Below are 19,895 nucleotides of genomic sequence, written 5' to 3' on the forward strand. Positions count from 1 at the left end.
ACAAGCAGAGTAGGTGTGTTTTTTTCATGGTGGGCTAGGTTTTGTTTGGGGCAGGTCGGAGGACATACCGGCAACCGGCGGGAGCAAAGCCGTTTCCGGCTCGCCCTGTCTCCTAGTTAATAAAAATCAGCAACTCGCGTCGGATTCCACAAAAAACAACAAAGTTTAAAAATATTGTGCACGTGGATCAGCAAGGCATTGGCATCACGCCGCTTCGCAGATCTACTTAGGCTTCGTTTCGCGGCAAAACTGGGTTATCTTTACCTCTTATGCTCTACCTTTCGCAGATACTGAACCGTCCCGTGCTGGACAGCCGCAACGAACCGATCGCGGCTATCAGCGACGTGATAGTACGGTACGGCGAAGAGGAATATCCGCCCGTGGTCGGCTTGGTCGCTCGTTATCGGCGTCGCAATTTCTTCGTTCCGAGCCGCGATTTTACGGACCTTGGAGCGAACGGTGTGCGCATGGTCCGTCCGCGGCTTGACCTGACGCCTTTTACACGCCGCGAAGGCGAAGTGCTGCTCGGCAAGGACGTTCTGGACAATCAGCTTATCGACGTTGACGGCAAACGCGTGGTCCGCGTGAACGACGTCCAGCTCATCGAAACGGGCGGATCGTGGCACGTTTCGGGCGCGGACGTGAGCTTTCAGGGATTTTTGAGGCGGCTGCTGCCGAAAGGTTTTGTCGGCAGCGACAAACCCGTCGAGGTGATCGACTGGGCGGACGTCGGTTATCTGGCGACGGACACGACGACGGTTACGGTCCAGCTCAAATCTTCTAAAGACAAGCTCTCGCGGCTTCATCCCGTAGAGATAGCACAGCTTGCCGAGACGTTGTCGCCCATTCACAGAACCGAGGTCGTCGAGAGCCTCGATGACGAGATAGCCGCCGATACGCTCGAGGAAATGTCGACGGAATCGCAGGCGCGCATCCTTGAGGTGCTGGACGAAGAGCGTGCGGCGGACCTGCTCGAAGAGATGTCGCCTGATGATGCGGCCGACGTGCTGGACGAGATGGACGACGAAAAGAGCGAGCAGCTTTTCGCGCTGATGGAAGACGACGAAAAAGCCGACGTCGCCGAGCTGATGGCGTTTGAAAAGGATACGGCGGGCGGCCTGATGACGACGGAATTCGTCGCATTTCAACGCGACCTTTCGGTCGGCGAAGTCATACTTCGGCTTCGCGAGATGGCGGAAACGCCCAACATGATCTACTACATCTACGTCGTCGAGGAAGAAAATTCCTGGCGGCTGTGCGGGCTGATCAGCCTGCGTTCGCTGATACTCGCCGACCCCGAGGCAAAGCTCGGCGATGTGATGCGCACGGACTTCCGCTACGCGCATCCGTCTGATTCTGCTGAGGATACGGCCCTGACGATCTCCGAATACAACCTGCTCGCACTTCCCGTGATAGACGATGACGGCGACATCGCTGGCATCGTCACGGTTGACGACGCGATGGAAATTCTGCTCCCTCGAAACATTCAGCGGCGGGTTCCGCGGCTTTTCTCGTGAATTCTTTTTGTTCAGAACGAAACTATGAAAAAACTTTCTTTTTGCCTTTTCTTTTTGGTTTTGGGTATGTTCGCCGGCGTCATTAACGCCAACGAAGTGAAGTTTTCGACGTCCTCTACCGGCACTGCCTCGGCGACGGAATTTCGCTCGGGCGAATACATCTATGCCCACGTGAAATTCAGCACGCCGCCTGCTACGGTCTTCACCTACAACGGGCGTCCCGTCACTTTCTCCGCTGAGTTCTACTCGGGCGGCAAGATGCTCGAAGAAGAGATGTTCGGCTTTGACGAGACAAAGGTGAAAGGCTCGAAGCAAGACGCGATCGTTTTTCCGGTCGTTTCCGATCCGGCGGTGGACGTTCCCGCGTTCGGCAAGAACCTCTTTGCGACGCGGATCGGCGGTGAATTTGCCAAACTTACGCCCGGCCGCCACGAGATCGAATTTCGGCTCAAGTCCTACAATTACAAGGACGGCAGCGAAAACATGGCGACCGGCAAATTCACGTTGATCGTCGAGGCGGGCGCCGCTGCATGGTACAAAAAGAACGCCGCCGATTCCTATGACGCGATGGTCAAACGCGGCGTTTCAACCGTAACGGCAAGTGCTCGCGATGTTGCAATGGGCGTCGTCGGCGGCACAAGCGTGATCACGCTGGTAAACAACTGCGGCCGCAGCGTTTGGCTCCGCAAGGCCCTCGGTTCTGACAAGACCGAATATCGCCTGTCGCCGGGTCAATCGATGAAGTACGACCGCGATTCAGGCTATCTGGAAGAGTGGAATTTCGGCACGCGAAAATGGGGCACCGTGACCAAGGTGTGGACGCCCGGCCCCGACGGTAAGGCAAACATCTGCCAAAAATAGGATCGTTGAAAGCGAATTAACGCGGCCGCCGAGATCGAAACTCGGCGGCCCTGTTTATACGCCGAACTGCTTCAGGTGGTGGTCGATATGTTTATGGGCGATCACTGCCCATTCTTTCGCGGACATCGGCCCGAACATCGGATGATGCAGGCACTTCGTGTCTGCGGGCAGCGTGCCGAGTTTGTCGAGCAGGCCGAGCACGAGTTCTCGATCATCATTGAACTCGCCGGGCGGGCGTCCGCGTTCCTGCTGATTCATCTCCGGCGAGGTCTTTACCTCTTTCGGCATCGGCAGAACGTACAGGATGAGCGGCTTTACGAACGTGCGGTAAGCGAATGTGCTCCTGTCCGGCAGCGTCTCTGTGAACGGCAACTCGCCCGCCTGCACCAGATGCGACATCATCTGCCCGGCCGTCATCTTGCCCCACGCCGGCTTTTCGCCGCCGGTCAGTTTCAACAACCTTGCGGCCAGTTCCTGCCGCGTTTTCTCATCTCTTATCGTTGGCATACGTTCAAATATTTCGAATTTTAGCCCTGGACGATCTCGCCGCCGCCGGGTCATCGAGCAGCGCCTTGCCGTCGTCGAGACAATACAGCAGCGTGTCGTCGTAGTAATCCCGCCTGCATTCAGGACATCGTTTAACAAATTTATTTGGCGAACGGCACAATTCGGGACTTGAGTATCTTTCGATCCCGGGTCAACAGCGGCATTCCCTCGACTATACTGGTCGCCGCGATGATCTCGTCCGCAGGATCGGACCGGAAATCCAACGCAACGCTCTGCCGGGCTATCTGTGGAGTGATCGGGAAAACAGTAAGCCGCCGCATCACTTTCCGGAAAACCGGGTCGTCAAAGTCAAACTCGATCCTGCCAAGTTGGGAAAGCTTGGCCAGCTCCCAGAGAACAATATCGGAGATCGCCAGAGATTGTCCGCGGATCAGGTCTCGTTCGTCGGGAGGCAATTCTCCGTATAACGCGCCCAGCAGTATATGAGTATCAAGATTCAGCATCCCATTTGATCCCGGTGGACATGATATCGCCGTGTATCTTTATCGATCCCTTCATTGAGCCGAATATCTCGAAATCATCGTCCTTGATCGGAATGACCTTGGCGACAGGCTTACCCCGCTTCTCCACGATGATCCCATCAGCCCCTAAATGATCAAATATCTGCAGGCATTTTGCTTTGAATTCTGTTGCACTTATTGTTTGTGTCTTAGTTTTCATACCCACAACATTTTAGCACATGACCAGTCAGATGACCAGTTAAATCAACCATGCTATTCCGGGATCCCGACTCGTCTGACCAATTCCTTAAATCGCGGGTCGTCCCGCAGAGAACTAAGTGGTAATCGAATTTTGAGTTCTGCGATCTGTGGTTCGCGTTGATCATACGCTTTGTTCAGGTATTCAAACGCTTTATCCTTGTCCCCGAGTCGGGCATAGTCGACAGCAATTCGAAAGGCCGGTAGATAAGCATTTTTATCCTTCTCCAGACTTGATCTCTGACTGTCCAGTTGAATGTCTATTTGCTTTTGCACAAAGCCCTTATAACCGTCTTTTTCAAAAGCTAGTTGGAGGTCCTTAATGTTTTCCGGGCTAACGCCAAAGAGTAGTTTGATCTGGATAAGGCGTTGCTCAACGGCCTCGGAATACATGCCCTTGGCTTCATAAACGTCGGCGAGGTTATGGCGAGGACTCGGGGCGTCCGGAAACAACTCAATGGTTTTCTTAAACTGAGCAATTGCTTCGTCCCGCTTGCCTCCAAGTTCAATCACTCTACCTTTTTGGTTATTTATGACCATCGACAACGGGTCAAGTTCAATAGCTTTATTTATCTCCGATAGCGCTTGGTCGCCATTTCCCGAAAAATGATAGACCTCCGCAAGCCATTGATAAGCTGACGGATACTTTGGGTCGAGTTCGATCGATCTCTTTAGTTCTCTCTCAGCACCTTTAAGATCATAATCATAGTTGGTCAAGATCTGACCGAGCGAAGCATGGGCTTCCGCCAGATTTGGGTCAATTTCGAGGGCTTTCTGTACCGCCTGTTTTGCCAGCGGCATATATTCATTTGGCCTGAACGCGCCGTAATACGGCATCAAGGCCAATGTGTCGGCGAGTCCGGTGTGGGCCAGGGCATAGTTCGGGTCAACGGCGATCGCTTGCTGGAAATACTCTCTGGCTTTTTGAAAGTCTTCGGTCTTTCGTTTGTTCCAGTGAAAACGCCCCTTTAGGTAAAGCTGCTGTGCTTCGGAACTGGTCGTGTTAGTTTTGCTGACCCGCTCCTGTTCAATTGCCGTCAATTTCGAACGAAGTTTATCCGAAACAGTTTTAGCGATCTCGCTCTGCAATGAAACCAGATCGGATTGTTTGCGATTGTATTGCTCGCTCCAGATCACATCCTGAGTCTCGGTGTTGACGAGTTCGAGACTCAATTTCAGATCATCACCGCGTTGGGAAACCCTTCCCAACAAAACCGCTTGCACCTTCAATTCTTCCCCGATCTTCTTCGGCGAAGCGTCTTTGCCTTTGTAATAAAAAACCGTACTTCTTGCCTTTACCGACAAATTAGGAATATTCGACAAACTGCTGATCAATGTTTCCGTCATTCCGTCTGACAGATATTCAACATCCGCATTCCCGCTCTCATTGACGAACGGCATCACTGCGATGGAATTGATCTGCCCGCCGCCAGCTGAACTGAGATATCGGTAACCAACAAATCCGACAACCAGAAGGGCAACCGCAAGCGCCGCGGTGATCAGCGGCTTCGCCCGCCTGTCAGAACCACCTGCGGTAGCGGGTGGTTGAAGAATGGCGGTTTTCACGTCCGTCTCGTCTGTGGGCTGTGATAAACCGCCCGGTTCTGGCACAAACGACGTGCCAGTGCTGCCGGAACCGGCAACCGCCGCAGGTGGTACCGACAAGATCGCCGTCGCCGGCTCGTCAGGCGATGGCACCGATCCCTGTACAAGCGCATTTCCGTCCTCAAGACAATACAGCAGCGTGTCGTCGTAATAATCCCGCCTGCATTCAGGACATCGTTTCATATTTCACCGAACATTGAGGGGTGCCGAAACTTTTTATTGAAAACTCACGAATTATAGCATCAAAGAGGTGAAAACACCGTTTTCATCGGCACTCCGGCAGTGTTTAGGAATCTGCTATCGGAAAAGGCAGTTTGTCCGCTGACTGAGGTAATTGTTAGAATTAGTCGAAATCAATTTTTGGAGGACCCTCATAAATGAAACGAGCATTTTTTACGTTTTTTGCGGTTGTCGCACTTGCCTTTGCGGTCAATGCGCAGGGCATCAACATCGGCGATACGATGGAAAATTTCACGCTGCAGGGAACGGACGGTAAGACGCACAGCCTGAACGACCTGAAAGGCAAGAACGGAGCCGTGGTGATGTTCCTGTCGGCACAGTGCCCCGTCGTAAAGCTTTACATTGAGCGTATCAACAAGGTCGCCGCCGAATACGAAGCAAAAGGCATCAAATTCATCGGCATCAATTCCAACCACACCGAATCGCTCGAATGGGTCACGAGCGATGCGAAAGAGAATTTCCCGAGTTTTCCGATGCTGATCGACAAGGGCAACAAGCTTGCGGACAAACTCGGTGCGACCGTTACGCCCGAAGCCTATTTCGTGGGTGCAGACAATAAACTGCTCTATCACGGAGCCATCGACAACGACCGCAGCGGCAAGAATATTCAAGAGCAGTACCTGCGTGCCGCATTTGAATCAAAGCTCGGCGGCAAGGCCATCGAACGCACCAAGGCGAATGCCTTCGGCTGCACTATCAAGCGTCTCGAAGCTGAAAAGTAAGATGCGTTTTATGCGAATTGCACGTTTTGCGGCGTCGGCGGCCATTGCCGCCTTCGCCGTTTTATTTTTTGCCGTAGATGCGGCGGCACAGCGTTCCGCCGCACCGCCTAAAGCTGTTCCCGTCGCTGTCGACGGGCCAAAGATCACACAGGTTGACATCGACGGCCTTCGCGGGCTCTTGAAACCGAACGGCAAGCCGCTTCTCATAAACTTTTGGGCGACGTGGTGCGAACCCTGCCGCGAAGAATTCCCCGATCTGATAAAGATCGACGACGAATTCCGCGGAAAGATCGATTTCATCACCATTTCGCTGGATGACGTCGATGATATGACGACCGTCGTACCGCGTTTTCTCGGCGAAATGAAGGCCACTATGCCTGCCTATTTGCTGCACACGGCAGATCCGGACGCGGCGATCAAGCTGGTCTCGGAAAAATGGACAGGCGTTCTGCCGCTGACCATTCTTTATAATGCTGACGGCTCCGTATCGTATCTGCGCATGGGCAAGGTCCGCTACATTCCGCTCGCCGAGGAAGTGAAAAAAGCCCTCGCGGCCGGCGCAAAATAGAAAAGGCATGTTCCGCCATATCGAAGATTTTCAAAACGCCTGGCACTATGAGGCCGAGATCACGGGCAAGATGTTTGCACGGCTGACCGACGCGTCGCTCGGGCAAAAGGTAGCTCCCGACGGCCGCAGCCTCGGTTTCATCGCATGGCACATCACGCTCACGCTCGGCGAAATGCTTGGCAAGGTGGGCCTTGTCATCGATTGTCCATCCGAAGATTCGCAGTGTCCCGCGACCGCCGCTGAAATAACTGCCGCATTTGAGAAGGCAGCCGCATCCGTGACCGATGCCGTCAACGCGAACTGGACCGATGAGACGCTGTTGATCGAGGACGACATGTACGGCGAAACGTGGTCACGCGGCATGACGCTCTTTTACCTCATCGCACACCAGGGCCATCACCGCGGCCAAATGACCGTTCTGATGCGTCAGGCTGGCCTCACCGTGCCCGGAGTTTACGGCCCTGCACGCGAGGAATGGGCCGAAATGGGCTTACCTGCGTTGGATTAGCTGAATTGCAACGCGTTGGAACGCGGGCATCCTTGCCCGCATTTTCTTTGGACCGCTCTCTCCAATTTCCCGTTCCCCACAAATCGACATCCTTTGCCCAAAACGATAAGATGACAGTTTCGTTTTACTGACGGGAAGTTAACAGAAGATGAACGAAACGACCATCACGCCTGACATCGTTGCACAGCACAATCTCACCGCCGACGAATACGAACGCATCATCTCGATACTCGGCCGCGAGCCGAATCTGACCGAACTCGGCGTTTTCAGCGTGATGTGGTCGGAGCATTGTTCGTATAGATCTTCCCGCGTGCATCTGAAACGCCTGCCCACACGCGGCACTCGCGTTATCGTGCCGCCGGGCGAGAATGCGGGCGTCGTGGACATCGGCGACGACTGGTGCGTGGCGTTCAAGGTCGAATCGCACAATCACCCTTCGTTCATTGAGCCTTTTCAGGGAGCAGCGACCGGCGTCGGCGGCATTCTTCGCGACGTCTTCACGATGGGTGCACGCCCCGTTGCAGCGATGAATTCGCTCCGCTTCGGGCCGCTTGATCATCCGCAGCACGGCAACCGCAACCGCTCCATACTCAAAGGCTGCGTGGAAGGCATCGGGCATTACGGCAACTGCTTCGGCGTGCCGACCATCGGAGGCGAGGTCGTTTTTGACGAGAGCTACAGCCTGAATCCGCTCGTCAACGCCTTCGCGCTCGGCATCGTCCGCAAGGATCAGATATTTTTCGGCAAGGCCGAAGGCATCGGCAATCCGGTGCTTTACGTCGGTGCGAAAACCGGCCGCGACGGCATTCACGGTGCGACGATGGCTTCGGCGGAATTCGACGACGCCGCTCTCGAAAAACGACCGACCGTTCAGGTCGGCGACCCTTTTCTGGAAAAGCTCCTGCTCGAGGCCTGTCTCGAAGCGATGCGTTCCGGTGCCATCGAAGGCATACAGGACATGGGCGCCGCGGGCCTGACGTCATCGTCGGTCGAAATGGCGGCGCGTGCCGGCAACGGCCTGGAAATTGACCTTACGCTCGTCCCGCAGCGTGAAACCGGCATGACGGCGTACGAGATGATGCTCTCAGAATCGCAGGAGCGTATGCTGATCGTCGCCCGCAAAGGCCGCGAAAAAGAGGTCGTCGAGATCTTCAGCAAATGGGAGCTCGACGCCGTCGTTATCGGCAAGGTCGTCGAAGGCGACCGCCTGAAGATATTCCACAACGGCGTCCTCGAGGCCGACCTGCCCGTTATGGCGCTCACCGACGAGGCGCCGAAATACGAAAGGCCGATGGCGGCAGTCGATAGTGGAGAGGAAAGAGCGGAGAGTCCGCTTTCCGCAACTATTAATTCTCAACTTCCAAATATCAACTCCGCTGACGCTCTTCGTCGCCTGCTCGCATCGCCGAACATTGCTTCTAAACATTGGGTTTACGAACAATACGATTCGATGGTGCGCACGAATACTGCGGTTCTGCCTGGAGCGGACGCCGCTGTAATTCGCGTCAAGGAAACGCGCCGTGCGATCGCGATGTGCCTCGACGGGCCGGGCCGCTACGTCGCAGTGAACGCCAAAGAAGGTGCGAAACACGCCGTCGCCGAGGCCGCACGAAACGTCGTCTGCGTCGGTGCCGAGCCCATCGCCGTTACCAATTGCCTGAATTTCGCATCGCCCGAACGCCCCGAAGTGATGCGTTCATTTTCGGACGTTATCGACGGCATGGCAGAGGCTTGCACCGCATTTGAAACGCCCGTCGTATCCGGCAATGTGTCGTTCTATAACGAAACCGACGGCAAAGGCATTTTGCCGACGCCGACCATCGGCATGGTCGGGCTCATTCACGACACGCGCAAGATCATCACGCAGGGCTTCAAACGCAAGGGCGACCTGATCGCGCTCATCGGAACGACCGGCGATGACCTTACGGTCAGCGAATTTGCATCCGCCGTGCTCGGCATTTCCACCGAAGCGATGATCTCGGGCGGCAGTCTTCCCGCGATCGACCTGGCACTTGAGAAACGCATTCACGACGTCATTCTGCACCTTGCCGATGCGTCGCTGATAAGTTCGGCACACGACTGCTCGGAAGGCGGGCTTGCGGTAGCCATCGCCGAAAGCTGTTTTTCGTCGCTTGATCGTGATACTTTAGGTGCGGCGATAGACCTGCCGGCGTCGGTACTTTCTGATGCGGCGGCCCTTTTCGCCGAATCGCCGTCACGCATCGTCATCAGTTTTGCACCCGAATTCGCCGCCCGCGTCCGCGAGATCGCAGCGGACCTTCCTTTTGCGATTATCGGGGCAGTCGAATCGGGCACTTTCCGCATCTCAATCGGCGGAAACGCCGTTATCGAAGCCGACACAGCAGAGCTGGAAGCGATCTGGCGTAATTCACTCGAACTACAACTTACATAACACGGCGCCTTGGTGTGCCGTATGCCGTTTATGCAGGAAACGACCACTGAGCAGCCGGAACTCGAACGTCCCGACACTTTTTATTTCCGCATCCTCGACCGCATCGAGCGCATCGGGAACGCCATACCGAATCCGGCGTTCCTGTTCTTCATCCTCGCGATGCTGGCATTGCTGCTCTCGGCCGTGGTCTCGTGGGCGGGACTTTCGGTCACGCATCCGGGAACGGGCGAAGAGGTCCGTGCGGTCAACCTGCTCACGGTCGAGGGACTGCACAAGATCCTCACAGGCCTCGTCACTAATTTCACCGGTTTCGCACCGCTCGGCGTCGTACTGGTCGGCATCATGGGAATTGCGGTCGCCGAAGCAAGCGGCCTTATCTCCGCAGGCCTTAGAATTCTGGTCCTTTCGTCGCCGCGTCGTCTGCTGACGGCGGTCGTCGTTTTCGCGGGCGTCATTTCCAATATGGCGTCCGACATCGGATACGTCGTGCTGACACCGCTTGCGGCTATGCTGTTCCTCGCTGTCGGCCGCCATCCGTTGGCGGGCCTCGCGGCCGCTTTTGCGGGCGTTTCGGGCGGTTTTTCGGCGAATCTGCTGCTAGCACCGACCGATGCTCTTCTCGCGGGACTGACGCAGGAAGGCGCACGTATCATCGATCCGTCGTATATCGTCACGCCCGCCGCGAACTACTATTTCCTTGCGGCATCGACATTTCTGGTGACCATTCTCGGCACATGGATCACCGAAAAGGTCGTCGTTCCGAAACTCGGCGAATACAAAGGCGACGTCAAACCCGAAAGCCTCGACCGTCTTTCAAAAGAAGAAAAACGCGGACTATTCGCAACGCTCGCCGTAACGGCGGTGATCGTCGGCGTCGTCCTGCTCGGCCTCGTGCCCGAGAACGGATTTCTGCGCGATCTGAAAACGGGCAGCGTGCTCCGCTCGCCGTTCCTGACGGGCATCATATCGTTCATCTTTTTCGGCGGCGTCGTGCTCGGCTGCGTTTACGGCTTTGTTTCGCGGTCCTTTAAGGGCATCGACGACGTCATACGCGCGATGGAAAACTCAATGCGCACGATGTCCGTCTATCTTGTGCTGGCGTTTTTTGCGGCTCAGTTCGTAGCATTTTTCAATTGGTCGAATCTGGGCATCATCCTCGCCGTCGAAGGAGCCGAACTGCTGCGTTCGCTGGAACTCGGCGGCGTCACGCTGATCATCTCGTTCGTCATTCTTTCGATCCTGCTCGATCTTTTCATCGGTTCTGCATCGGCAAAATGGGCCGTAATGGCGCCGGTTTTCGTCCCTATGCTGATGCTGCTCGGCTATTCGCCCGAGCTGACGCAGGCCTGCTACCGCATCGGCGACAGCGTCTGCAATATCATCACGCCGCTGATGTCGTATTTCCCGCTCATCGTCGCTTTTGCCCAAAAATACGACCCCAAGGCCGGCATCGGCACCATCATGTCGATGATGATGCCGTATTCGTTCGTCTTCTTCATCGGCTGGACGATCTTCCTGGTCATCTGGTTCCTGTTCGGGCTGCCGCTTGGTCCCGGAGCGGGAATTTACTATGAGGTCGGCGGCACTCCGGCGCCGTAAACTTGTTTGGCGGTGATATCATTTTTCCGTGCCCGCCGGTGTTTATCTTCATATTCCTTTCTGCAAGTCGCGGTGTTCGTACTGCGACTTCGCGACCGACGTTTACCGCAGCAGCGATGCGGTCGAGCGCTACGTCGCGGCGTTGTGCGCGGAGGTCGGAACCACCTGCGGTAGCGGGTGGTTAAACGCTGACATCGACACCATCTACTTCGGCGGCGGCACGCCATCGCTGCTGGAGCCCGAGCAAGTTGAAAAGATAATAAACTCAGTGTCCTCCGTGTTCTCTGTGGCCGAATGTCACGAGATCACAATGGAAATGAACCCCGCGACCGTAACGCCCGAAAAGCTCGCCGCGTATCGCGAACTCGGCGTCAACCGTGCGAGCTTTGGCGTGCAGACATTCAACGACCGCGATCTGAAACTCCTCGCCCGCGGACACGATGCCAACGACGCTCGTCAAACCTACCGGATGCTCCGCGACGCCGGCTTTACGAATATCAGCTTTGATCTGATCGCAGGACTTCCGGGGCAGACGATGCATGATTGGCAGCGCAATCTCGACGAGGCCGTCGCGATGTCGCCCGAGCATATCTCGCTGTATCTATTGGAGATACACGAATCGACGCCGCTCGCCGAACAGGTGCGTTCGGGCCGCCGCACGCCGATCGACGATGAACTTGCCGCAGAAATGTACGAGGTGATGCTCGACCGGCTTGCCGCCGCGGGCTACGCGCAATACGAGATATCGAACTTCGCAAAGCCGGGCTTTGAGTCGCGTCATAACACAAAATACTGGGCGTTGAAGCCCGTGTTCGGCTTCGGTGTGTCGGCACATTCCTTTAACGGGAGCGAGCGTTATGCGAACGAACGCGACACCGCGAAATATGTGGAAATGATCGAAGCGTCAGGCTCGGCCGAGACATATCGCGAACAGATAGACCTTGCATCAGAGACCGCGTTCCTTGGCCTGCGTCTGACGGAGGGAATTGAAATTGCCGTTTACCAAGAAAAATTCGGGATCGATCTCGTCAAAATGACGGCGAGCCTCGCGGAAAAAGGCCTCATCGAAACGTCGGCAGGCCGCGTACGTTTGACGCGGCGTGGAATGCTGTTCTCAAATGAGGTGTTCGCCGAATTCGTATGAAAACACTTGCCGCAATTTTGATCATGGCTATCGCCGCCGCAGCCCAGCAGCTTCCCGACGTCGAACGTGAATTCCGCGGCGTCTGGATCGCGACGGTCGATAATATCGATTTTCCTACAAAGAAAGGCCTGCCTGTCGAGGACCAGAAATGCGAGATCATAGAGGCTCTCGACCTCGTCCGCAGCCTGCGAATGAACGCCGTCATCTTTCAGGTGCGGCCCATGACTGACGCCGTTTATGCGTCAAAGATCGAGCCGTGGTCCGAATTCCTGACCGGCGAGATGGGCCGCCCGCAGGCGTTCGACCCGCTCGAATTTCTCACCGCCGAAGCACATCGCCGCGGCATTCAGGTGCATGCGTGGTTCAATCCTTTTCGTGCGTTCCATCCCGCCGCGAAAACCGTCGCCGATTCGCACGTCAGCAAAACGCGGCCCGACATCACGCGTCAATACGGCCGCTATATGTGGCTCGACCCGACCGAACGCGGCTCGCGTGAGCATTCGCTGCGTGTGATAAAGGACGTCGTCCGAAGCTATCGCATCGATGCCGTGCATTTCGATGATTACTTCTATCCGTACGCCGAGCGCGACGCCGACAACAAGCCCATCGATTTCCCCGACGAGAAAAACTGGCAGGCGTATTTGCGTTCTGGCGGCAAGATGACGCGTCCCGATTGGCGGCGTTGGCATGTGAACACCTTTATCGAACAGGTCGGCCGCGAGATAAAGAAGATCCGCCGCGACGTTATCTACGGCATATCGCCTTTTGGTATTTGGCAGCCGATGCCGGAACGCGACATCGCCGGTTTCAACGCCTACGCCGAACTTTACGCCGATGCACGCAAATGGCTGCAGGACGGCACGGTCGATTACCTCGCACCGCAGCTTTATTGGGAAACGGCACGCAAAGGCCTTAGTTTTCCCGTGCTGCTCGATTGGTGGCTCGAACAGAACACAGCCGGCCGCCACATCTGGCCCGGCATCGCCGCCTATCGCATCGGGGCGAATGAAAACATGACCGCCGCCGAGATCGCATCGCAGATCGCGCGTATGCGCTCCGCAACGCGCGTCCGCGGCGGCATCTTCTTTAGCCACAAATCGCTGCGAAACGACCTGGGCGGAATTCAGAATGTCTTAAGGAATGAAGTCTTTCGCCGCGACGCCGTTCTGCCCGATTTTCCGTGGATCAAAAGCTCGACGCCGAAACGTCCGCGTGTCCGCATCGAACGCGGCGATCTATACGTCCGAGCCAACTGGAACAGTATCCCGAACGCTCTGCAGTACGTTGTTTATGTTCGCGATGACAGCGGCTGGAGCTATTCCGTCCTGCCCGCCGGCGAAACAACGATCTTGCTTTCCGCGGGCCGCGGCATTCGCGACATCGTCGTAAAGACGGTCAGCCGTGCAGGAAAGATGAGCAAATAAAACTGGCTAATTCACCCTCACGATGCGGCCTTCGACCTTTGGCGATATGGTGGAGTTTGGCGAGTTCTTTATCGCCTGTTCGAAAACGTCAGAATCTTTCGGTGCTTTTTCAGCGTCGATCAGAACCTTTGCCTTTGAGAACATCGTGTAGCCGTCCCCGCCGCGCGAGACGAGGAAATCCGACGTCGCGATGGTGTAGGTCTTGTTAAGGTCGATCGGGTCGCCGCCGACGCATACATCAGAAACGCGGCTGCCGGCGGATTTGAGGCGGTCAAATTTGAAACACACGCCCGACACCTGCGGGAAACGCCCGGGCTCATTGTCCTCGCCGACGCCGCTGCGCGCGACGCCGTGTTCGAGTATCTCCATCAGCAGTTTGCCCGTTACTTCGACCTTTACGATCGGATTATTGAAAGGCAGCATCGAGAGCACGTCGCGTTTGGTCAGCGGCCCGGGATTGTACGATAGGTCGGCGCGGATCGAACCGCCATTGACGAAACCGATGTCTGCGCCGACGGCATTGCGGTAAGCGTCGGCGATAAAATTGCCGATGTCCGTTTCTTTCGAACGCACCGAGTGCGAAAGCGCGTCCAGCGGCACCGCGGTCGCTCCGACGCGTACCTCGAGCTGATCGAGCAGTTCCTTGTACTTCGCGTAAACAGGAGCAAAATCCGGGTCGTCAGGAATGGCATCGGTCACTGGGATTATTTGCCAGTCCATGCTCGTCACCTTGCCCGTCTTTTTGTCGATATACAGATCAAAACGGCCGACCTCGCGGGCGTCGGCCCACATTTTGAATATCGGAACGCCCGCGGCTGACGACTGCAGCAGCGTGTGTTCGTGGCCGCCGAGTATTAGGTCAATGCCGGGGGCACATTGTGCGACGCGCTTGTCCTGCGCCATGAACAAATGCGTAACACCGACGATGGTATTCGCACCGGCGGCACGCATTTTCGCGATCATGTCGCGTGCCGTTTCGCAGTAATCGGCGACCTTCAGGTGGGCTTCCATTGACGATGTCTCTTTCGTCTCGGGCAGCAGCAGGCCGAAAAGCCCGACCTTCACTCCGCCGAATTCGCGGATCACGAACGGCGGCAGATCGGCGAATATCTTGCCCGTTTTCGTGTCGATGACGTTCGATCCAAGCCATGTGAAATTCGATTCCTTGATCCGGTCTAGTATCTCGTTCGTTTTGATGTCGAATTCGTGATTGCCCAGCACGCTGTAATCCAGCCCGACCTTGTTCCATGCGTCTATCATCTGTTTGCCGCGGTATGTTCGCGTTTCGACCGAAGGCGACAGCGTGTCGCCGCCCAGCGTCATCAGCGTGTTCGGATTGTCTTTCAGCGTCTGTCTGCGGATGGTCATCACGCGGGCAAGCCCGCCGCGTTTGCCTCCGTCAACAGGCGTGAACTGATACGTGTCGTTCAGATGCAGGAACGTAACGCGTACCGTTTCGGCATTCTGACCGAACGCCGCAGCAGACAAAAGGCCAACAAAAACGATAACAAGAGCAAATCGATTGAGCATTATTTTGTTCTCAAGATATAAGTGATCTATTGACTCGAAACCCGCAACTCGGAACTCGAAACTCGGAACTCCTAACTATATCGTGAGATGCGTTCGTGCTTCCCAGAGTTCGGCGAAAAACTTCTTCTTCAGCGTCGTCATCAGGTATCCGACGCCGTCCGATCCGCCCGTGCCGCGTTTCATTCCGAGCATGCGTTCGACCATCTGAATATGGTTGTACCGCCACGATATTATCAGCTCGTCATGCTCGATCAGCAGGTCCTGCATATTGTAAATGTCGGCGTATTTTTCGGGATGCGTGAGTATTTCGACGATCGCGGCGACGCGTTCGTCGTTCGTTGCGGAGGCAAGGCCGTTCCTTTCAAGTAATGACCAAAACGCGTCCGCGAGCGACGGCGCTTCAAACCGCCGTTTGAGCCGCTCATACGCGAATTCGTCGTCTTTGAAAGAATCAAGTATCCGCTCGTCCTTTGCTCCCGACGAGAATTCCAGTTCGCGAAACTGCATCGACTGAAAGCCGCTCGCGGGGTTGAGCCTGTCGCGAAATTCCAAAAAGCCGATCGGAGCCATCGTCTCCAGAATGTGGATCTGCGTAACGAGTATCTTCTCTATAGAAACCGCCGCACGGAGCGAGTGATTCGCCCGAAACAGCCGCCCTTTGTCTATCCAGCCGATACAGGCGTCCAATTCGTGCAATAGCTGCTTGAACCACAGCTCGTAGGTCTGATGGATGATGATGAACAGCAGTTCGTCGTGGCTTCCGGGCTCGGAAAGCGGTTCCTGCAGTTCGATCAGCTCGCGGACCTTCAAATATTTGTTGTACGAAAGCGGTGCGTCCTTGCCGTATTCATTAGCCATAGAGGGGTAAAAAGCGCCGGGGAATTATGCGATTATCTTCCTGCATTGCCGCGGGCAAGTCAATTGTCCCGAAGGTCAACAAGGTCTGGAACGGGGCTACGCGCCTACAACACGGTCCAATTTTGAAAATTCTCTTGACACAGCCTTAACTTTCCGCTAAATTTCCTTTCGTCTATCAACACATATCGGAAAGATCTGAGGCCTTGCAGTTTAAGAATTCGATTCTTCTCGTGAAGTTTTGTGCGAAATAGAACTGTCCCTGCCAGTAGTGCGGGCATATTCCTGAAGTACGAAGTTTTTGGAGGATCCACCTAAGATGGCAAAGTCCTTGGGCAAGGTGAAATGGTTCAATAATCAAAAGGGTTACGGCTTTATCGAAAAGCCCGGCGAACCGGATATTTTTGTGCATTACACAAAGATCGGCGGCGACGGCTACAAGACCCTTGTGCCCGGCGAAGAGGTCGAATTCGAGTTCTCTGACGGGCCGAAAGGCCCGCAGGCGGAGTTAGTTACCAGAATGGTTTATCAATAGGAAAACAAAAAGGCCCGGCATTTTTGCCGAGCCTTCAAATGTTTTCCGGAAACTCTCCTCGGTTTCTTGATTCAGACAAGTTCCTCACCCTTCGATTTCAGGGTGCGTCGCCATAGTTCGCGGTATGACGTGAACCGCGCGACCAGCGTGTTGAGATAATACCGCTGCGCGTAGGTCAGGCTGCGGTTATCGGCGATGCGCTTCACCACGCTTTCCAACCTCGCTTTTGCCTCCAGCGGCGGCCGTTTCGTGGCACCGTTGAAATAGATGTCGAAATCGATCTTCAGCTTTCGGATGTCCTCTTCCATCCGCGAAAGCTGCATATCAATTTCTGCCGCTTCGTCCTGTTTCGACTGGACGTTTCGATAAAGCTTATTTCCTATCAGTGCCATTGCGCGCCTCTTTGGGGTGGAAGGGCCATACAGAGCCCCTATTAAAAGAAACGGCAAAACCGCCGCGGCTTCCAGCAAATATCAGCCGTTCTTTTGAGCAAAATCCGCCATGAAATCGGTCAGCGCCGTAACGCCCTCTTTCGGGAACGCATTGTAAACGGACGCTCGGATGCCGCCGACGGAGCGGTGGCCTTTCAGTCCGTCGAGCCCTGCGGCGGTCGCCTCTGCGCAGAACTGCTTCTCGAGTTCCTCGGACGGCAGGCGAAATGTGATGTTCATCAGCGAACGCGCGCCGCGTGCGGCATGGCCGCTGTAATAGCCGTCGCTCGAATCGATCGCGTCGTACAATATCGCCGCTTTTGCGCGGTTCATTTCGGCGACGCCGTCCATGCCGCCTTTCGATCGCAGCCATTCGCACACGAGGCTGATGATGTAAATGCCCCAAGTATTCGGCGTGTTCAGCATCGAGTCATTCTCGGCGAGCACGCGGTAATCCAGCATCGAGTGCTGGTTTTCGGGAACAGCGGCGAGCAGGTCGTCGCGGATTATGACCAGCGTCACGCCGCTGGGGCCGATATTCTTCTGAGCACCGGCATAAATGAGGGCGTATTTGCTGATGTCGAGCGGTTTCGAAAGTATGTTCGACGATGCGTCGCAAACCACCGGAACGCCCAAGCCGTCGGGCTCGTAGTGAAACTCAACGCCCTCAATGGTCTCGTTCGACGTGTAGTGGACGTATTTCGCACCTTCAGTGAAATTCAGATCCGACTGCTGCGGAACTGACTTAAAGCCCTCGTCCGCGGTCGTGAATATCACGTTGGTATTCCCGCAGCGTTTTGCTTCTTTGAGGGCCTTTTTTCCCCACGCACCGGTGATCACGTAATCAGCCGTCTCGCCCGCGCCGAGGAAATTCAGCGGCACCATTGAAAACTGCAGCGTCGCACCGCCCTGCAGGAACAGGATCTTGTAATTTTCGGGCACGCCCAACAGTTCCCGGATGCCGTTCTCAGCCGCATGCAGCACCTTTTCAAAATGCTTCGATCTATGGCTGATCTCCATCACGCTCATGCCGATGCCGCCCAACGAAAGCATCTCGTCGCGTGCCTTTTCTAACACCTCAACGGGCAGAACAGCAGGGCCCGCACTAAAATTGAATATCCTTTCCGTCATATATTTGGCCGCCGAAATTGTAAGATATCACACCGCCGCGGCGGCACGCACCGCGGAGCCCTCGGTTTCGCCGACCGGCAGGCCGAAAACCGTATCTGTCGAGCTTTTCGGCACCTTGGAAAATGAAGTAAACTAAATTCAAGCGCAAACTCATCGCCGCATTTTAGACATCAAACAGAGCGGCGTAGATTTGATAGTACGTTGGAGGATCGAGATGTTACGCAAAATTGGCACTTTTTTGGTTATGGCAGCGGCGTTCTCGCTTGCCGCGGTCAGCGTATCGGCACAGTCGGCACCCGTTAGCGGCAAAGTTGAGAAACAGAACGCCGACGGCACGCGTGAGCCGGTAACGAACGCCCTGATCGAGGTTTATCGCGTCGATATAAAGGCGGGCTTTCCGTCTGCTAAGACGAATCGGCGAGGCGAATTCAGCTTTGCCGGCCTGCCGTATATGGCTCAGTTCGTTTTTGCTGTCAGCGCACCCGATTGCGCCCCGACCGTTTTCTCGAACGTCCGTGCCGGCATGGACAAGATCCTGATCACGATGTATCCCGGCGACGGCAGTAAATTGACCGAAGCCGAGGTCCGTGCAGGTGCTGTCGGCGTGACGGGGCCTGACAGCGAAGCGGCCGCCCAGCAAAATGCAAAGGCATCGGAAGATCAGAAAAAGGCCGAAGCAGAATATCAGGCCAAACTGAAAGAGGTCTCGGAAAAGAACGAAAAGGCCAAAAAGGTAAATGAGATTGTCGGTGAAGCTCTAAAGTCGGGCAATGCTGCCTATGAAGCAAAGAATTTCGAGCTCGCGATATCGAAATATTCTGAGGGCATCGCCGCTGACCCGACATTTGCCGGTACCGCCCCGATCCTGATGAATAACCGCAGCACCGCCTATCGCATGCGCGGCGTCAACACGTACAATTCGGCGGTAAAGACCGCAGATGCCGCTGAAAAGATGGAACTTCAGCGGACCGCAAAGGGCGATTTTGCCGCATCGGCTGAGGGCTTTCTTGGTTCGTGGAATATTCTGAAAACCGCATCGCCGGAAGATTTCAGCGACAAGAGCCTGCTTGATTCCACAAAGACGGGTGCACTTTCCGGAGCCATCGAAACATTTCGCGTAGCGGCGGCGACCGGACAGGTCGATCCTGCCGTCATTGAGGCAGCTAAGGCGATGATCCCGGAATATCTGAACGCCGAGTCCGACAACGTTAAAAAGGCGACCGCGATGCTCATTCTCGGCGACCTGTATCGCGAGGCTCAAAAGCGCGAAGATGCCGTTACGGCCTACCGTGCGTTGCTTGAAAAATATCCTGACAACATTGACGGCATGGCGTACTTGGGGCTCGTGCTGGTGGACATGTCGTGGCTGAATAACAACGACAAGGAAATGGCGCAGGAAGGTGCCAACTTGCTGCAGAAATTTGCCGGCATCGCACCTGACAGCCACAAAATGAAACAAGGTGCGAAAGAATACCTTGAGATCCTGAAGGCCCAGAATGTCGTCCCGACACGTCAGACGACGCCCGCACGCCGCAGGAACTAGAGCG

19 protein-coding genes are annotated in these 19,895 nt (G+C 55.5%); 11 read left to right on the top strand and 8 right to left on the bottom strand.

Going from position 1 to position 19,895, the window contains the following annotated elements; all coding sequences use genetic code 11:
• Nucleotides 1–269 precede the first annotated feature (269 nt).
• Both IPM50_11700 and IPM50_11705 read left to right on the top strand, forming a co-directional pair.
• Complete coding sequence (locus IPM50_11700) at nt 270–1,517, top strand: magnesium transporter (GenBank protein ID QQS32318.1); 1,248 nt, start codon at nt 270–272, stop codon at nt 1,515–1,517.
• Nucleotides 1,518–1,541: 24 nt separating this feature from the next.
• Complete coding sequence (locus IPM50_11705) at nt 1,542–2,378, top strand: hypothetical protein (protein QQS32319.1); 837 nt, start codon at nt 1,542–1,544, stop codon at nt 2,376–2,378.
• Between the two features lie 54 nt (nt 2,379–2,432).
• Here the strand turns inward: IPM50_11705 and IPM50_11710 are convergent, their stop codons facing one another.
• The 4 genes from IPM50_11710 to IPM50_11725 form a co-directional block, all read right to left on the bottom strand.
• On the bottom strand, nt 2,433–2,885 hold the full coding sequence (locus tag IPM50_11710; GenBank protein QQS32320.1) for a DinB family protein: 453 nt from the start codon (nt 2,883–2,885) through the stop codon (nt 2,433–2,435).
• A 140-nt stretch (nt 2,886–3,025) separates the two neighbouring features.
• On the bottom strand, nt 3,026–3,388 hold the full coding sequence (locus IPM50_11715; GenBank protein ID QQS32321.1) for a type II toxin-antitoxin system VapC family toxin: 363 nt from the start codon (nt 3,386–3,388) through the stop codon (nt 3,026–3,028).
• Entirely contained in the window at nt 3,375–3,605 is a 231-nt protein-coding gene (locus tag IPM50_11720) for a type II toxin-antitoxin system Phd/YefM family antitoxin (GenBank protein QQS32322.1), read from the bottom strand. The genes IPM50_11715 and IPM50_11720 overlap by 14 nt, the downstream gene beginning before the upstream one ends.
• Nucleotides 3,606–3,658: 53 nt before the next feature.
• Nucleotides 3,659–5,431 (bottom strand): tetratricopeptide repeat protein, encoded by a 1,773-nt coding sequence (locus IPM50_11725; GenBank protein QQS32323.1) that lies wholly within the window; start codon nt 5,429–5,431, stop codon nt 3,659–3,661.
• Between the two features lie 194 nt (nt 5,432–5,625).
• Between IPM50_11725 and IPM50_11730 the strand changes: the two genes are divergently transcribed.
• The 7 genes from IPM50_11730 to IPM50_11760 all read left to right on the top strand — a co-directional run bounded on the left by IPM50_11730 (nt 5,626) and on the right by IPM50_11760 (nt 13,866).
• The gene (locus tag IPM50_11730) at nt 5,626–6,210 is read left to right on the top strand and encodes a redoxin domain-containing protein (GenBank protein ID QQS32324.1); all 585 of its coding nucleotides are present in this window, start codon (nt 5,626–5,628) and stop codon (nt 6,208–6,210) included.
• Nucleotides 6,211–6,220: 10 nt separating this feature from the next.
• The gene (locus IPM50_11735; protein ID QQS32325.1) at nt 6,221–6,778 is read left to right on the top strand and encodes a TlpA family protein disulfide reductase; all 558 of its coding nucleotides are present in this window, start codon (nt 6,221–6,223) and stop codon (nt 6,776–6,778) included.
• Between the two features lie 7 nt (nt 6,779–6,785).
• On the top strand, nt 6,786–7,286 hold the full coding sequence (locus IPM50_11740) for a DinB family protein (protein QQS32326.1): 501 nt from the start codon (nt 6,786–6,788) through the stop codon (nt 7,284–7,286).
• Nucleotides 7,287–7,434: 148 nt separating this feature from the next.
• Nucleotides 7,435–9,699: a phosphoribosylformylglycinamidine synthase subunit PurL gene (purL, locus tag IPM50_11745; protein QQS32327.1), complete on the top strand. Its 2,265-nt coding sequence runs from the start codon at nt 7,435–7,437 to the stop codon at nt 9,697–9,699.
• Nucleotides 9,700–9,720: 21 nt separating this feature from the next.
• Nucleotides 9,721–11,298 (top strand): AbgT family transporter, encoded by a 1,578-nt coding sequence (locus tag IPM50_11750; protein ID QQS32328.1) that lies wholly within the window; start codon nt 9,721–9,723, stop codon nt 11,296–11,298.
• 28 nt (nt 11,299–11,326) lie between these two features.
• A complete protein-coding gene (hemW, locus tag IPM50_11755; protein QQS32329.1) occupies nt 11,327–12,442 on the top strand; it encodes a radical SAM family heme chaperone HemW in 1,116 nt (371 codons plus the stop codon).
• Complete coding sequence (locus tag IPM50_11760; GenBank protein ID QQS32330.1) at nt 12,439–13,866, top strand: family 10 glycosylhydrolase; 1,428 nt, start codon at nt 12,439–12,441, stop codon at nt 13,864–13,866. Before hemW ends, IPM50_11760 begins: the two co-directional genes overlap by 4 nt.
• A 6-nt stretch (nt 13,867–13,872) precedes the next feature.
• Here the strand turns inward: IPM50_11760 and IPM50_11765 are convergent, their stop codons facing one another.
• Together IPM50_11765 and IPM50_11770 are read right to left on the bottom strand one after the other, a co-directional pair.
• Complete coding sequence (locus IPM50_11765) at nt 13,873–15,396, bottom strand: bifunctional metallophosphatase/5'-nucleotidase (GenBank protein QQS32331.1); 1,524 nt, start codon at nt 15,394–15,396, stop codon at nt 13,873–13,875.
• A 75-nt stretch (nt 15,397–15,471) separates the two neighbouring features.
• Nucleotides 15,472–16,254: a tryptophan 2,3-dioxygenase gene (locus tag IPM50_11770; GenBank protein QQS32332.1), complete on the bottom strand. Its 783-nt coding sequence runs from the start codon at nt 16,252–16,254 to the stop codon at nt 15,472–15,474.
• Nucleotides 16,255–16,570: 316 nt separating this feature from the next.
• On the opposite strand from IPM50_11770, the gene IPM50_11775 reads away from it, so the two are divergent.
• The gene (locus IPM50_11775; protein ID QQS32333.1) at nt 16,571–16,786 is read left to right on the top strand and encodes a cold shock domain-containing protein; all 216 of its coding nucleotides are present in this window, start codon (nt 16,571–16,573) and stop codon (nt 16,784–16,786) included.
• Between the two features lie 71 nt (nt 16,787–16,857).
• Here the strand turns inward: IPM50_11775 and IPM50_11780 are convergent, their stop codons facing one another.
• Together IPM50_11780 and serC are read right to left on the bottom strand one after the other, a co-directional pair.
• The gene (locus IPM50_11780) at nt 16,858–17,178 is read right to left on the bottom strand and encodes a hypothetical protein (protein ID QQS32334.1); all 321 of its coding nucleotides are present in this window, start codon (nt 17,176–17,178) and stop codon (nt 16,858–16,860) included.
• A gap of 81 nt (nt 17,179–17,259) precedes the next feature.
• Nucleotides 17,260–18,348: a 3-phosphoserine/phosphohydroxythreonine transaminase gene (serC, locus tag IPM50_11785; protein ID QQS32335.1), complete on the bottom strand. Its 1,089-nt coding sequence runs from the start codon at nt 18,346–18,348 to the stop codon at nt 17,260–17,262.
• Between the two features lie 214 nt (nt 18,349–18,562).
• On the opposite strand from serC, the gene IPM50_11790 reads away from it, so the two are divergent.
• The gene (locus tag IPM50_11790) at nt 18,563–19,891 is read left to right on the top strand and encodes a tetratricopeptide repeat protein (protein ID QQS32336.1); all 1,329 of its coding nucleotides are present in this window, start codon (nt 18,563–18,565) and stop codon (nt 19,889–19,891) included.
• Nucleotides 19,892–19,895: the final 4 nt, after the last annotated feature.

The sequence above is a fragment of the Acidobacteriota bacterium genome, assembly GCA_016700075.1.
Classification (GTDB): Bacteria; Acidobacteriota; Blastocatellia; order Pyrinomonadales; family Pyrinomonadaceae; genus OLB17.